9 protein-coding genes are annotated in these 14,417 nt (G+C 70.0%); 5 read left to right on the forward strand and 4 right to left on the reverse strand.

Features of this window, described 5'->3' with window-relative positions:
- On the forward strand, positions 1-3,006 hold the full coding sequence (locus G6O68_RS04420; RefSeq protein WP_165245220.1) for a glycosyl hydrolase family 38: 3,006 nt from the start codon (positions 1-3) through the stop codon (positions 3,004-3,006).
- Between the two features lie 257 nt (positions 3,007-3,263).
- Here the strand turns inward: G6O68_RS04420 and G6O68_RS04425 are convergent, their stop codons facing one another.
- On the reverse strand, positions 3,264-3,662 hold the full coding sequence (locus G6O68_RS04425; protein WP_165245222.1) for a hypothetical protein: 399 nt from the start codon (positions 3,660-3,662) through the stop codon (positions 3,264-3,266).
- A gap of 209 nt (positions 3,663-3,871) precedes the next feature.
- Between G6O68_RS04425 and G6O68_RS04430 the strand changes: the two genes are divergently transcribed.
- Positions 3,872-10,066, forward strand: a complete 6,195-nt coding sequence (locus tag G6O68_RS04430) for an alpha-2-macroglobulin family protein (RefSeq protein WP_165245224.1) — start codon at positions 3,872-3,874, stop codon at positions 10,064-10,066.
- Positions 10,066-10,584 (forward strand): hypothetical protein, encoded by a 519-nt coding sequence (locus G6O68_RS04435; RefSeq protein WP_165245226.1) that lies wholly within the window; start codon positions 10,066-10,068, stop codon positions 10,582-10,584. Before G6O68_RS04430 ends, G6O68_RS04435 begins: the two co-directional genes overlap by 1 nt.
- 195 nt (positions 10,585-10,779) lie before the next feature.
- Here G6O68_RS04435 and G6O68_RS04440 read toward each other — a convergent pair whose 3' ends face one another.
- The 3 genes from G6O68_RS04440 to G6O68_RS04450 form a co-directional block, all read right to left on the reverse strand.
- Positions 10,780-11,772, reverse strand: coding sequence for an aldo/keto reductase (locus G6O68_RS04440; protein ID WP_165245228.1), 993 nt, complete (start codon positions 11,770-11,772; stop codon positions 10,780-10,782).
- A 104-nt stretch (positions 11,773-11,876) separates the two neighbouring features.
- On the reverse strand, positions 11,877-12,173 hold the full coding sequence (locus G6O68_RS04445) for a hypothetical protein (RefSeq protein ID WP_165245230.1): 297 nt from the start codon (positions 12,171-12,173) through the stop codon (positions 11,877-11,879).
- Positions 12,174-12,326: 153 nt separating this feature from the next.
- Positions 12,327-13,115 (reverse strand): ThuA domain-containing protein, encoded by a 789-nt coding sequence (locus tag G6O68_RS04450; RefSeq protein ID WP_165245232.1) that lies wholly within the window; start codon positions 13,113-13,115, stop codon positions 12,327-12,329.
- Positions 13,116-13,247: 132 nt separating this feature from the next.
- On the opposite strand from G6O68_RS04450, the gene G6O68_RS04455 reads away from it, so the two are divergent.
- Complete coding sequence (locus G6O68_RS04455; protein ID WP_165245234.1) at positions 13,248-13,823, forward strand: hypothetical protein; 576 nt, start codon at positions 13,248-13,250, stop codon at positions 13,821-13,823.
- 19 nt (positions 13,824-13,842) lie between these two features.
- Positions 13,843-14,412, forward strand: coding sequence for a YbjN domain-containing protein (locus tag G6O68_RS04460; RefSeq protein WP_165245236.1), 570 nt, complete (start codon positions 13,843-13,845; stop codon positions 14,410-14,412).
- Positions 14,413-14,417: the final 5 nt, after the last annotated feature.

Below are 14,417 nucleotides of genomic sequence, written 5' to 3' on the forward strand. Positions count from 1 at the left end.
ATGAGCACGCCCGACGCCGAGCCCCAAGAGCCGAACCCCACACCCGCGACCGAACCGCCGTCCGGCGTCTTCGAACCCTACACCGAGCCCCCCGTCCCCGAGCCCGCCCCGGAAGCGCCCCCCGCGCCCCCTCGGACCGGCCGGACGCTCACGGCGCTGATCCCGGACGCCGGCAAGGAGCCCTCGGCCGGGCTCACCGACGCCGAGGCCCAGGCTGCCTGGTGCGCCGTGACGGCCTTGTGGCACCCCTCGCTGCTGGCGAAGGCCGCCGTCGCGCCCCGGGTCGAGTCGCTCACCGCCCCCACGCCCCCCGGGCCGGGCGAGGTCCGGCTGGTCGTCGACGGCCTGCTCGACCGCCTCCCCTCCGGCTACCGCACCCAGGCCGAGGACGCCGGCGCGATGCTGATGGAGTCCAGCCCCGACCGCGACCGGACGATCCGCGAACTGCAGGATCGGCTCGGCGTGGACGCCCCGGCCGGAGACGCCGCGCTCGACGGCCTCGCCGCCGACTTCCTGGCGCTGGGGATGGTTCGCTGGATGGTCCGCGACCTGGCCTCGGCGATGGGACGGCCGGACGCGATCAACGAGGAAGCCCTGGCCCGCGAGGTCTTCGCCGCGGCCGACGCCTGGTCCGCCGGCGACGCCGAGGCTGTCCCCGGCCGGCTCAAGGCGGCCTTCGAGATCCTGACCCAGGCCCGCGAGCACGTCTACTCGGTCGACGCCTACCTCGTGGACCTCTGCCTGCTCGACCCGGCCCTCCCCGCCGGGTCGATCGCCCGGGCGCTGGAGTCGAACGTCGCGATCACCTTCCTGGCCCAGGCCCAGGCGATCGAGGCTCAGGCGAAGCTCGACCCCGAGGTCGTCCCGGCGCTCGGCCAGGCGATCACGGACGGCTGGGTCGACGTCATCGGCGGGACCTACGCCGAGGCCGAGGATCCCCTCCTGCCGATCGAGTCCACCCTCTGGCAGTTCCGTCGCGGCGGCGAGGTGTACCGCGAGTTCCTGGACGACCGCAACGTGGAGACCTACGCCCGCCGCCGGTTCGGGCTCTGGCCCCAGGTCGCCCAGCTGGGCCGGCGGCACGGCTACCGCTTCGCCGTCCACTTCGCGCTCGACGGCGGCCGGTTCCCGGTGACTCGCGAGCCGAAGAAGCTCTGGGAAAGCCCCGAGGGCTCCAGCCTGGAATCCCTCTTCCGACTGCCGATCGCGGCCGACCGTCCCTCGCAGGGGCTGATGTTCCCCTGGAAGCTGGCCGCGACGATGCGCACCGACACCATCGCCACGCTGCCGCTCGTCCACTGGCCGTCGCCGACGGCCTCGTGGTATCAGGACCTCCGACGGGCGGCCAGGCTCTCGCCGGTCTTCGGCCGCTGGGCCACGGTGAACGACTACTTCCAGCTCACCGACCGCCCCTACGAGTCGTTCCGCCCCGAGCCCGACGCCTACGCCTCCCCCTATCTGGCCCAGGCCGTCGCCGCCCGCGACCCCGAGGCGATCACCCGGTTCCCCCGCCACCACCGCCTCCGCGCCCGGCTGGAGTCCGTCCACTGGCTGCGCTCCCTGGCGAGGGCCGTCGACGCCTCGCACCCCGACGCGGCCGTCATCGACCCGGACGCCGTCCAGGCCGAACTCTCGGCGATCGAGCAGGCCGAGGCCGCCATCGAGACGCGGCGATACGACGAGGCCGCGACGGCCCTTGACGGCCTCGAAGCGGAGTGGTCGGCCGCCCTGGGCAGGAGCATCGGCTTCGGGGCCGAGCCGAAGGCCGAGGCCCGTCGCGGCTACCTCGTCTTCAACCCGCTGGACGTGGCGCGCAAGGTCGCCGTGGTGTTGCCGGGGGCCTCGCCCGACCTGCGGCCCGAGGGCCCGCTGATCGCCGCGCAGCTCATCGACGAGGGGGTGGCGGCGGTCGTCGACCTGCCGGCCTTCGGCTTCGCCTGGATCCCCCGCGACACCGACCCGGAGCGGCCGGCGGCCGAACTGGGGAAGGTGTCGGCGAGCGGGAACGTGCTCAAGAACGAGACGCTGGAGGTCGAATTCGACCCGGAGTCCGGCGGCCTGCGGGGGATCCTGGCGATCGGCGAGCCGACGGCCCGCGTCGCCCAGCAGGTGGTGCTGACCGGCCTCGTCGGCAACGACGGCCAGCCGGCCGCCTCGCGGATGAAGCGGCTGTCGTTCGAGGTCGAGTTCGCCGGGCCGGCCGTCGTGCAGGCGGTGGCCTCCTCGCACCTGCTCGACCCGAAGTCCGGCCAGCCCCTGGCCCGCGTGACCCAGCGCTGCCGACTCTGGACCGGCCGGCCGGTCGTCGAACTGGACGTGACCGTGAGCGACGTCGACCCCTCGTGGGCCGCGACCACCGCCGGGTCCGACCCCTGGACGCGCCACCTCGCCTGCCGCTGGGCCTGGCCCGACGCCACGTCGACGCTCCGCCGCCTGGCCTTCCTCTCCCCCGAGACGACCGACGCCGAGCGGCCCGAGACGCCCGACGCGATCGACGTCTCCATGCGCCGGCAACGCACCGCGATGGTCTTCGGCGGCCTCCCCTACCACAAGCGGAACGGCGGCCGGATGCTCGACACCCTGCTCGTCGCCGGTTCGGAGACCGGCCGCGAGTTCAGCCTGGCCGTGGTGCTGGATTCCGAGCACCCCCACCGGGCCGCCCAGGATTTCGTCACCCCCGCGATCGTCGTCGAGACCGACGCCGGCCCGCCGCCGCTGGGCGATCGCGGCTGGCTGATGCGCACCGACAGCCAGGCCGTCGCCGTCACCCACGTCGGCTTCCTGCACGAGACGTACGACGAGCGCGGATGGGGCCTCGACGTCCACCTCGTCGAGACCGCCGGCTACCACGCCCGCTGCCGACTCCGGTTCTTCCGCAACCCCACCTGGGCCCGCCAGTACGACCTCCAGGGCGAGGCGATCGGCGACCTCTCCGTCGAGGGCGACGGCGTCTGGGTCGACCTCATGGCCGGCGAACTGTTCCGCCTGGTGATCGCCTTCGGCTGACATCGCCGCCCTCCGGCAATTGGCTTCGATTGGGTTCGTTCGCGCGCCGATTTTTCTACCCAAGTCGTTACATCACAATATTTTAACCGCGTAGAAGAATTGGCTTCGTTCGGCGCGTTTTCGATGTCTCCGTCGGCCCGATCCGCCCGCACCGCCAGGCGTTGCGCCAGGCTCCGCGCGCAGTAACCCCTGGGTAGACGATGGTCGACGTTCGCGGATTGGGAAACGGCGTCGCCGGATTTCCGGTCTAATCGCCGTCAGGCTCGCGAGTCCGGCCAGGCTTGGCCCGGCGGCCCGGTCGATCGATGGTCTTCCGCGCCTAGTTCCAGCCAGGGGCCGAAGAACCGCCGCCCGTATCGCGACCCGCATCCCGGGCATCGGTGGACGGCCGAAGGTAGAGGGAAGGAAAGCACCACCTGCGAGCAGGTCAGCCGCCACTTCCCACAGGCCGGGCAGAGGGGCCCTCGGATCGTGAGGTGAGAGTAGGGCACGACCAAGACGAGGACCCAGACGGCCGCCAGCAGGAAGGCGAAGGCGGGGATAAGCAGGGAAGCGAGGGCGATGTTGTCAAACGGCGAAACGACGGCCGCCACCGTCGCGGCGACAATGTAGATGACGACCATCAGGCATCCGATCCGGAATCGTCCCCGTCGCATATCATCGCCCCGCTTGATTTCGCCACTTCAGTCCAGGGGCCGATGGGTCTTCGCCGGCCGCCCGAAAGGATCGGCCAGAGACCGTCGAATCAATCGGCGTCCTCCCGATTCGACCCTAAGAAACGCCGGGCTGGATCGTCTATGATAGAGGTGACCTGTCCGGCAAGGAACGCCGGCCCCGAATCCCGTCCGTCTCGCGCGAGGCCGTCATGAAAATGTTCACCTTCGCTCTGCTCGCCGCCGCGGCGTCCCTGGTCGTGCTCGGAGGCGCGGTCGTCGGTCTCTCCGGCGCGGAGCCGCCGAAGGCCCGGACCAAGGCCGAGGCGGACGCCCTGATGCAGCAGGGCAACTTCAAGGACGCCTACGACGTCTACCGGGCGTTGACGCAGGCCCCCGGGACCGACCCCGCCGAGGTCGAGGAGTCCCTCAAGCGGGGCCTCCTCTGCCTGGCCCGGCTCGGGCGGCCGGACGAGTCGGACGAGTTCCTGGAGTCGGCACTCGCCGCGCGGAAGGACGACGCCCGGACGGCGGTCGCCGTGGCGACGTGCTACCTGGACTCGGTCACCCACCAGGGGTTCGTCGTCGCGGGCGAGTTCTCGCGCGGTCGCCAGCGTGGGCAGGACGGCCGCTACGTCGACGCCACCGAGCGCGATCGCGTGCGGGCCCTCCAGCTCCTGACCGGGTCGATCGAGGCGATGAAGGCCGAACCGGACCGCCCCCGCGCCGGTCGCTTCTTCCAGACCCTGGCCCGCGCCCTGGCCTTCGGCCGATACCCCGGCGCGGCCTGGCGGTTCCAGAGCCTGACGGCGATCGACGACCTGCCCGACTTCGACGAAAGCTTCGGAATGATGATGGGAGGCTGGGGCGGATCGCCGACCGGCGCCCCCGTGGACGCCGAGGGCTCGCCCGTCTATTACCGCGTCCCAGAGAGTTTCGACAAGGCGGCCAACGACGGCGAGCGCTGGCGATGGGCCCTCGCCCAGTCGGTCGAGGCCGATGCGGATCTGCTGAACACGGCCCGCATGACCCTCGGCGATTTCGCGCTGAGCCAGTTCGGCCCCCAGACACTGGGCGGCGGCGTCCAGCCGTTCGTCGACGAGGACGGCGACGGCCAGCCCGACGGCCCGACCACCAGCATCTACGCGCTGGAGACCCTCAAGGACGACGAGACCGTCGCCCGGCTGGCCTCGGGCGTCAAGCGGTTCACGCTCCCCGACGAGTTCAATCCGATCAAGATCTATCAATCGATCCTCGACGACCCGAAGACCGGCAAGGCCCAGGACGCCACCATCGCCCTCGCCGGGCTGTTCCAGAACCGCCGGCAGTTCGTCCGCGCGGCCGAGTACTGGAAGCTCGCCAAGACCAAGTACGGCGACCCCGACGGCGTCTACCAGCGGAACATCGACCAGATCGAGGCCCCCTGGGGCCGGTTCGAGCCCGCCTCGACGCACGTCGCCGGCCGGGGCGCGACGGTCGACTTCTCGTTCCGCAACGGCCGCAAGGTCCGGTTCGAGGCCCACCGCCTCCTCGTCGACAAGCTGCTGAACGACGTGAAGGCGTACATCAAGGGCCGTCCGGAGCAGGTCGACTGGCAGCGGATCGACGTGAACGAAATCGGCGCCCGGATCGTTTCGCTGAACCAGCGGCAGTATCAGGGCGAGTCCGTCGCCCGCTGGGAACTGGACCTCGACCCGCCGGCCGACCACTTCGACCGCCGGATCGCCGTCACCACCCCGCTCCAGAAGGCCGGGGCCTACCTGGTCACCGCGCAGATGGAGGGGGGCAACGTCGGCCGGATCGTGGCCTGGATCGACGACACGGTGCTCGTCCGCAAGCCGATGGGGAACAGCTCGTTCTACTACGCGGCCGACGCCCTCACCGGCGCGCCGGTCGCCGGCGCGAACCTGGAGCTGTTCGGCTGGCGGATGCGGCAGATCGACGGCGGCCGGCGGTTTCAGGTCGACGTGAAGCAGGAAGCCCACCGGGCCGACGCCAAGGGGCAGGTCGTCGCCCCCCTCGCCCCGCCCGACCAGGACGGCGGGATGTACCAGTGGCTCTCCACCGCCCGCACCGCCGAGGGCCGGCTCGCCTACCTGGGCTTCAATCCCATCTGGCCCCTCGATCGAACCGAGGAGGTCTACGACCAGGTCCGCGTCTTCACCGTCACCGACCGCCCGGTCTACCGGCCGGGGGGCCCGGTGAAGTTCAAGTTCTGGGTCGCGCGGTCGCGATACGACCGGCCGGGCCCCTCCGAGTTCGCCGACCGCGACTTCAACGTCGAGATCAACAACCCCAAGGGCGAGAAGGTCTTCACGAAAACCCTCCGCGCCGACGCCTTCGGCGGCCTGGCCGGCGAGTACGAGCTGCCTTCCGACGCCGCCCTGGGGATGTACTACCTGAACGTCGTCAACCAGGGCGGCGGGTCGTTCCGGGTCGAGGAGTACAAGAAGCCCGAGTTCGAGGTGAAGGTCGAGGCCCCCGACAAGCCCGTCGCGCTGGGGGAGAAGGTCAAGGCCACGATCCAGGCCGACTACTACTTCGGCGGCCCCGTCACGCAGGGGACGGTCAAGTACAAGATCACGCGAAAGTACGCCGACGACCGCTGGTTCCCGGTCATGCGATGGGACTGGCTGTACGGATCGGGCTACTGGTGGTTCGCCGGCGATTACGCGTGGTATCCCGGCTGGAACGCCTGGGGGACGCGGGCGCCGGAGCCCTGGTGGTGGCACCGCCCCGAAGGCCCGCCCGAGGTCGTCGCCGACGCCGAGGTCCCCATCGGGCCCGACGGCAAAGTGGAAATCGAGATCGACACCGCGTTCGCCAAGGCCGCCCACCCCGACCGCGACCACAAGTACGAGGTCGAGGCCCAGGTGACCGACGCGTCGCGGCGGACGATCGTCGGCAACGGCGACGTGCTCGTCGCCCGCAAGCCGTTCACCGTCTACACCTGGCTCGACCGCGGCCACTACCGCGCCGGCGACACCATCCAGGCCGAGGTCCGCGCCCAGACGCTCGATCGCAAGCCGGTCGTCGGCGAGGGGACGCTCAAGCTCCTGAAGGTGACCTACGAGGCCGACGGCAAGCCGGTGGAGACTCCCCTGGAAAGCTGGCCCTTGAAGCTCGACGCCGACGGCCGAGGCTCGCAGTCCATCAAGGCGGCCGAGCCGGGCCAGTATCGGATCTCGGCCACGGTGGACGACGGCCAGGGCCACACGATCGAGGGGGGTTACCTGCTGACGGTCGCCGGACAGGGCTTCAACGGGGCGAGCTTCCGGTTCGACGACCTGGAGATCATCCCGGACAGGAAGGACTACAAGCCCGGCGAGAAGGTCCGCCTGCTCATCAACACCAATCGCGCGAACTCCACCGTCCTGCTGTTCGTCCGGCCGACGAACGGGGTGTATCCCGCCCCGTCGACGTTCCAGATGCGCGGGAAGACCGAGACCGTCGAGATCGACGTCGCGGCGGCCGACATGCCCAACCTGTTCCTCGAAGCGATGACGATCTCCAACGGCCAGGTCCACGACCAGGCCCGCGAGATCGCCGTGCCGCCGGAATCGCGGGTGGTGGACGTGGAGGTGAAGCCTTCGCAGGAGACGTACAAGCCGGGCGAGAAGGCGAAGCTCGCGCTCAAGCTCACCGGCCCGGACGGCAAGCCGTTCGTCGGCTCGACCGTGCTGACCGTCTACGACAAGGCCGTCGAGTACATCTCGGGCGGCTCGAACGTCGAACCCATCAAGGACGTCTTCTGGAAGTGGAAGCGGTCGCACGACCCCCAGGCCGATTCGAGCCTCTCCCGGCGGTTCTTCAACCTGTTGAAGGAGAAGGAGACGCCGATGGCCGACCTCGGCGTCTTCGGCGGCGGTATGGCCCCCGGCGGCATGCGGTTCCGAGGGATGGCCGGCGGCATGGGGGGCATGGGCGGGGCGATGCTCGGCATGGCCCCCGCCGCGCCGATGGCGATGGCCGCCCCCGCCCCCGAAGCCGGCCCCATGATGATGCGGGGCGAGATGGCCATGGATGGGGCCGAGTTCAAAAGCATGGAGAAGGGCAAGGTCGGCGATCGGACGGTGATGGACTTCGACGCCGGCGACGGCCCCCAGGCCGGGCCGGCGCCCGCCGTACGCACCAACTTCGCCGACACCGCCTTCTGGTCCGCCGCGGTCGAGACGAAGGCCGACGGCACGGCCGACCTGGAATTCCCGCTCCCCGACAGCCTGACGACCTGGAAGACCCGCGCCTGGACGATGGGCCTGGGGACCCGCGTGGGCCAGGCCGAGGCCGAGTTCACGACCTCCAAGGACCTGCTCGTCCGGCTCCAGGCCCCGCGCTTCTTCGTCCAGAAGGACGAGGTCGTGCTGTCGGCCGTCGTCCACAGCAAGCTCAAGGAGGCGAAGTCGGTCCAGGTCGTCCTGGAGCTGGACGGGAGCGTCCTGGAGCCGATGACGGAGAGCTCGAAGACCATCGAGCTGGCCGCCGGCGGCGAGGCCCGCGTCGACTGGACGGTGAAGGTCGCGCACGAGGGCCAGGCCGTCGTCCGCATGAAGGCCCTGGCGGATAGCGATTCGGACGCCGCCCAGATGACCTTCCCGGCCTACGTCCACGGCATGCTCAAGATGGAGGCCGTCGCCGGAGCCATGCGGCCCGACGACACCGAGGCCAAGGTGACCATCAACGTCCCCGCCGAGCGCCGGCCGGAGCAGACCCGGCTCGAAGTCCGGTATTCGCCGACCCTCGCCGGGGCGCTGGTGGACGCCCTCCCCTACCTCGCCGACTACCCCTACGGTTGCACCGAGCAGACCCTCAACCGGTTCCTCCCCACGGTCATCACCCAGCGGACGCTGATCGACATGGGAGTCGACCTGAAGGCGATCCAGGCCGCGCACACGAACCTCAACGCCCAGGAACTCGGTCCCAACCGGCCGCGATTCCAGGGGCCGGCGCAGCCGAAGAAGAACCCGGTCTTCGACATGGACGAGGTCGTCAAGATGTCCCGCGCGGGGCTCGACCGCCTGGCCGAGATGCAGCTCTCCGACGGCGGCTGGGGCTGGTTCTCGGGCTATGGCGAGCGGTCGTACGCCCACACCACGGCGCAGGTCGTCCACGGCCTCCAGATCGCCCGGAGGAACGACCTGGCCTTGCCCGAAGGCATGCTCGAACGGGGCGTCGCCTGGCTCACCAATCATCAGGCCGAGCAGGTGAGCCTGCTCAAGAACGGGCTCACGGAGACCAAGCCCTACAAGAAGGCGGCCGACGACCTCGACGCCCTGGTCTTCCTGGTCCTGGCCGACGCCGACGTCCGCACGCCCGGCATGATCGACTTCCTGGAGCGCGACCGCCCCGGCCTCTCGGTCTACGGCAAGTGCCTCTACGGCCTGGCCCTGCACAAGTTCGGCGAGGCCGACAAGCTGGCCAAGGTGCTCCAGAACGTCGCCCAGTTCGTCGTCGAGGACGAGGAGAACCAGACCGCCTGGCTGAAGCTCCCCAACGAGGGCTCCTGGTGGTACTGGTACGGCAGCGAGACCGAGACCGACGCCTTCTATCTCAAGCTCCTCGCCCGGACCGATCCCAAGGGCCGGCTGGCCTCGCGGCTGGTCAAGTACATCCTCAACAACCGCGAACACGGCGCGTACTGGAAGTCCACCCGCGACACCGCGTACAACGTCGAGGCCCTGTCCGAGTACCTCAAGGCCAGCGGCGAGGACAAGCCGAACCTGTCGGTCGCCATCGCCGTCGACGGCCAGGTCCGCAAGGAGGTGACCATCACGCCGGCGAACCTGTTCGGCTTCGACGCGTCCCTCGTCCTCGAAGGGGCGGAGCTGGACTCGGGCGAGCACGCGATCACCTTCACCAAGAAGGGATCGGGGCCGCTTTACTTCAACACCTACCTGACCAACTTCACGCTCGAAGACCCCATCGCCCGCGCCGGGCTGGAGGTGAAGGTGAACCGCCAGGCCTACCGCCTGATCCGCGACGACAAGCAGGTCGACGTGGCCGGCGGCCGGGGCCAGGCGGTCTCGCAGCGCGTCGAGAAGTACCGCCGCGAGCCCCTCGCCGACGGCGCGACCCTCAAGAGCGGCGAGCTGGTCGAGGTGGAGCTGGAGATCGACAGCAAGAACGACTACGAGTACCTCGTCTTCGAGGACTTCAAGGCCGCCGGCTTCGAGCCCGTCGAGGTCCGCAGCGGCTACAACGGCAACGACATGGGGGCCTACGTCGAGTACCGCGACGAGCGCGTCGCGTTCCTCGTCCCCCGCCTCTCGCGCGGCAGGCACAGCGTCGCCTACCGCCTCCGCGCCGAGATCCCCGGCAAGTTCCACGCCCTCCCCGCCCGCGGCGAGGCCATGTACGCACCCGAGCTGAAGGGGAACTCGGACGAGATCCGGCTGGAGGTGGTGGATTGATGATTCGTCTGAGGACGACGAAGTACGACCCCGGCCTGAGGGACGGCCGGGGTTGCTTCACCGGCGACGAGCCGACTTCGTCCTGGGACATCGGCAGGACTTTCGGGACCCGCGTCTTCACCGTTTCGGACTATCTTGCGGTCGAGGACGCCTACGTCGAGACGGTCCGCCGATTCATGATTGCGGCGAGCATCGATTCGCTCGAAGTTCACCGCCTGGAGGAGCAGCCAGGATTTCGGGACGAACCTGCTCGCTCCCGCATCCAAGAGTTGCGTCCCGCGATCGTCCCGCGCCTCGCGGAGGGCCTCATCCTGTCGGGACCGGACATCGAGGCGGTGATCCGGACGTGCCTACGCGAGGAAGCCTGGTGCAAGCTCAGGGGAAGGAGGAGCTTCTACGTTCACTTCGGACGTGATTTCTACATGTACATCGGCGGAATTCTCGACCGCTCCCTCCTCGGCCCGCCGCAACCGGGCATCTATCACGAGGATTTCAGCTCGCCCTACGAACAGGAATAGCGGCTTTCGCACTGGGCGATCGGGTCGCGGAGCTGCAGCACAGGCGTCCCCTCATCGTCTGAACGGTCGAGATGCGTCCCTGACGACGGGACATGGCTTCGAGTCAGATCGACACCTCGCCGGCCTCCGGCGAGGCGCCGTCGCAATCGTCGCGGAGCCCGCGACGCCTGTTTGAGCGCGAATCGCTCGACCCGCTCAGGTCAGCGGGTCGCCGTAGGCCGTCTTCCACTCGGGGGAGGCGGCCAGTTGCAGGCCCAGCCGGGCGACCTCCTGCTCCTCCTCGGGCGAGAAGGGCTTGTACGAGGCGACGGCGGCGGCGGCCTTCTCCAGCTCGGCGATCCCGTCGACGCCGATGACGGCGACGGCGAGGCCGGGGATGGAGAGCGCGTAGCGCACGGCGCGGTCGTAGTGGGCGTCGTCCATCTTGAAGCCGGCGTCGGAGCCCTTCGCGCCGCCGAGGACCTTCATGGCGACGAGGCCCAGGTTCATGTGCCGGGCGCGGGCCCAGACCTTGTGCTCGAAGTCGTAGTTGTGGCGGACGATGAAGTTGACGGCGTTCATCAAGACGTCGATCTCGCCCGAGTCCATCGCGACGTGGAAGCGGGTGGGGTGCAGGTGGCCGCTCGCGCCGATGAAGCGGACGAGCCCCTCCTTCTTGGCCTCGCGCAGGGCGCCCATCGCCCCCTTGTCGCCGAAGACCATCTTGTCGTCGCCCCAGACGTTGGCGTCGCCGAAGTTGTGCAGGTGGACCAGGTCCACGCGGTCGGTCTGGAGCGTCTTGAGGCTCGCCCGCAGCGACTTCCAGGTCCCCTCGTAGGTGGCGTCGGGCGTCTTGGTGACGAGGAAGACCTTGTCGCGGACTTCCTTGTCCGAGAGCGCGGGGCCCATCTTCTCCTGGGCCGTGCCGTAGGCGGGCGCGGTGTCGAGATAATTGATCCCCAGATCCAGGGCGCGGCGGATCGTGGCCTCCACGTCGTCGGCCTTGACCTTGCCTCGGTTGAAGTAGGCGCAGCCGATCCCCATCTTCGACACCTTCGCCCCGGTCCGCCCCAGGACGACCTGAGGCATGGGGCCGGTCGCCGCGTCGTCGTCGGCCCGAGCGGGCGTCGACAGGGCCGCCGCGCCGCCGAGGGCGGCCCCGGCCCGAACGAAGTTCCGCCTCGAGATCGTCGATTCCCTGGATTCCATGAATGCCTCCGGTTTGGCGATCGTCTGGGCTCGGCCCGCTCCGCGCCCCCCACGCGGGGGGGCCTCACTCCCGCCCATCCTATCAGGAAATCCCGCGGGTCTCGTCAGCCTTCCGGCCAGTCTTCCGGATCGCGGAGCTTCTCCGGGAGACGCTGCGGTTCGAGGCCGAACCACTGGACCAGCCCGCACCGTTCGCACATCAGGGTCGTCGCCCGCCTGTCGGCCCAGTCGAGATTCGCGAACGACATGCCGGGCGTATTCATCAGCGTCCGCCCCTCCGAGAACCGGTCGCCCCCGCAGTGGGGGCAGGCGAGCTTGCGACCGCCCGCCAGGTAGGATCCCGCGCCTCGCCCCTCGACGATCGACCGCGCGGCTCGCTTCAGGCCTTTCCAGATGCCCATGTGACCATCCTTCGGATTCGACCCGGCGCCGGCGTCTCGGGGACGGAAAGTCTCCCGACCAGGACGCGGCGGTCGAGGCGGCGTCGCGAAGGGGGGACGCGGTGAAGTCCCACGTCGCCCGCCCCCGTCGCGACGGACGCGCCCGTTCCGCGATTATTCGCGAGGGGCCGACCTTTTATTGGCCGCCACCCAGTCGATCCCCTGGAGGACGAGCTTGCCGAATCCGGGGTTCCGCAGCGGGTCGTCCTTGTCGGGGCCGAAGTCGCGGTGGCCGAAGACGGTGTGGAAGACCCGGCCCTCGCCGTAGGTGCGGGTCCAGGCGACGGGCCAGTCGGCCCCTTCGTACTCGACCACGGCCAGGGGCTTGAGGTCGGGCTCGGCCTGGAGGTGGTAGTACAGCTCGTCCTTGAGCGTGAAGTCCTGCAAGCCCTTCGCGACCGGGTTCGCCGAGTCGACGATCCGGACGGTGTACTCCCCCTTGCGGACCTTGCCGTCGGGGAGGCCGAAGTGGGAGAAGACCGCGCCGAGCATCGGCTTCCACTCGGGCTCCCAGTCGGCCGGGGCGTTGTCGGCGCCGTGGATGGAGACGTAGCCGCCGCCCCCGCGGACGTAGGCGAAGAGGGCCTGCTGCTGGGCCTTCGTCATCTTGAACTCGGGGTCGCGGCGGTCCGAGAGGCCGATGACCAGGTCGTACTTGGCGAGCGCGGGGGTCTCCAGGACGGCGGCCTCCTCGGTCTGAGTGACTTCGTAGCGGCCGGTGTCTTCCAGCGCCGCGCTGAGGTAGAATGCCTGATCGCGGTAACCGTGATGCTGCCGCTGGCCGCCGGAGAGCAACAGCACCTTGGCTCCGTCCGGGGCCTTCTTCTGGGCCGTCGCCGCGGGGCAGAAGCCCGCGGCGAGGATCAGGAACGTGCAGGTCCGGGCGATCGCGATCCGAGTCATGACGGCGCTCCTTGGCGATTCGGGGGTCGATGAAAGTCGAGGACCGGGGGCCAGGCCAGCGTATTCGCATTCCCGGGGCGTCGCAACCTGCGGAGCCCCCGACAGGCGTGAACCGAACAGCGAGGCCGAGACATGAATCACGTACGTTCCGCGGCGTTTCGACGGTGGTCCACCCTGACGGCCGGCCTGGCCGCGGTCGCGCTCCTGCTCGGGGCCGACGACCCCAAGCAGACCATCGACGCCCGCGGCCTGACGTTCCAGGCCCCGGCGAGCTGGAAGAAGATGCCCACCTCCTCCCAGATGCGCGCCGCGCAGCTCCGGGTGGACCCGGTCGAAGGCGACGACTTCCCGGCCGACCTGGTCGTCTACGTCTTCCCCGGCGGCGCCGGCTCGGTCGACGCCAACGTCGAGCGCTGGCAGAAGCAGTTCAAGGGCGCCGACGGCAAGCCCCCCAAGGTCGAGACGAAGAAGGTCCAGGCCAAGGGCATGGAGGCCTCCCGCGTGGAGATCTCCGGCCACTACCACCCCACGGCCTTCCCCGGCATGCCCGCCGAGCCCGACCGCCCGGACGCCCGCCTGCTGGGGGCGATCGTCGTCACCGACAAGTTCGGCTACTTCCTCAAGATGGTCGGGCCGGACAAGACCATGAAGTCGATCGCCCCCAAGTTCGACGAGCTGATCGGCACGCTCGACGCGGGCGCGAAGTAACCCCGAGGGGCCCCGACCGATGCCGTCCTCCGTCACGATCGTCTGCGCACGCTGCACGTCGGCGAACTTCGGGACGGACCGCTTCTGCGTGGGCTGCGGGCTGCCGATCGGCGGCGCGCAGCCCGACGCCGACGCGGGGGCCGACGCCCTGGGCCCGTACGAGGCCCCCGAGCCGGCCGACCCCGACGTCGCCCGCGCCATTCATGTGTTCCTGCACCGCTCCGGGTCCCCCCTGGCCCCCTCGGGCCGGGGCTGGCGGACCACCGTGATCCTCGGCGGCGACCGCCGCCAGGCCGTCTACGTCGGGCCGGCGGGGATCGACGCCGAGCGCCGCGCGCTCGTCGCCTTCGTCTCCGTCTGCGGCCCGGTCGTCGAGCGCGACTGCCGGATCCTCCTGAAGCTCAACGCCCGGATGATCGACGGCTGCTTCGCCATCCGCGTCCTCCGCGGCGAGGAGTACTTCGTCTTCGTCGAGAACCTCCCCGTCGAACTCCTCCCCCACCTCGACGCCGCCGACGTCCTCCGCCGCATCGCCGCCGCCGCCGACGGCCTCGAAGACCGCCTCTCCCGCGGGCGCGACATCTATTGATCTGA

It is taken from the genome of Paludisphaera soli (genome assembly GCF_011064595.1).
Lineage (GTDB): Bacteria > Planctomycetota > Planctomycetia > Isosphaerales > Isosphaeraceae > Paludisphaera > Paludisphaera soli.

Coding starts and splice junctions, on each gene's coding strand:
- G6O68_RS04460 (WP_165245236.1), top strand. CDS start 13,843: ATGCCGTCCTCCGTCACGATCGTCTGCGCACGCTGCACGTCGGCGAAC.
- G6O68_RS04455 (WP_165245234.1), top strand. CDS start 13,248: ATGAATCACGTACGTTCCGCGGCGTTTCGACGGTGGTCCACCCTGACG.
- G6O68_RS04420 (WP_165245220.1), top strand. CDS start 1: ATGAGCACGCCCGACGCCGAGCCCCAAGAGCCGAACCCCACACCCGCG.
- G6O68_RS04435 (WP_165245226.1), top strand. CDS start 10,066: ATGATTCGTCTGAGGACGACGAAGTACGACCCCGGCCTGAGGGACGGC.
- G6O68_RS04450 (WP_165245232.1), bottom strand. CDS start 13,115: ATGACTCGGATCGCGATCGCCCGGACCTGCACGTTCCTGATCCTCGCC.
- G6O68_RS04430 (WP_165245224.1), top strand. CDS start 3,872: ATGAAAATGTTCACCTTCGCTCTGCTCGCCGCCGCGGCGTCCCTGGTC.
- G6O68_RS04440 (WP_165245228.1), bottom strand. CDS start 11,772: ATGGAATCCAGGGAATCGACGATCTCGAGGCGGAACTTCGTTCGGGCC.
- G6O68_RS04445 (WP_165245230.1), bottom strand. CDS start 12,173: ATGGGCATCTGGAAAGGCCTGAAGCGAGCCGCGCGGTCGATCGTCGAG.
- G6O68_RS04425 (WP_165245222.1), bottom strand. CDS start 3,662: ATGCGACGGGGACGATTCCGGATCGGATGCCTGATGGTCGTCATCTAC.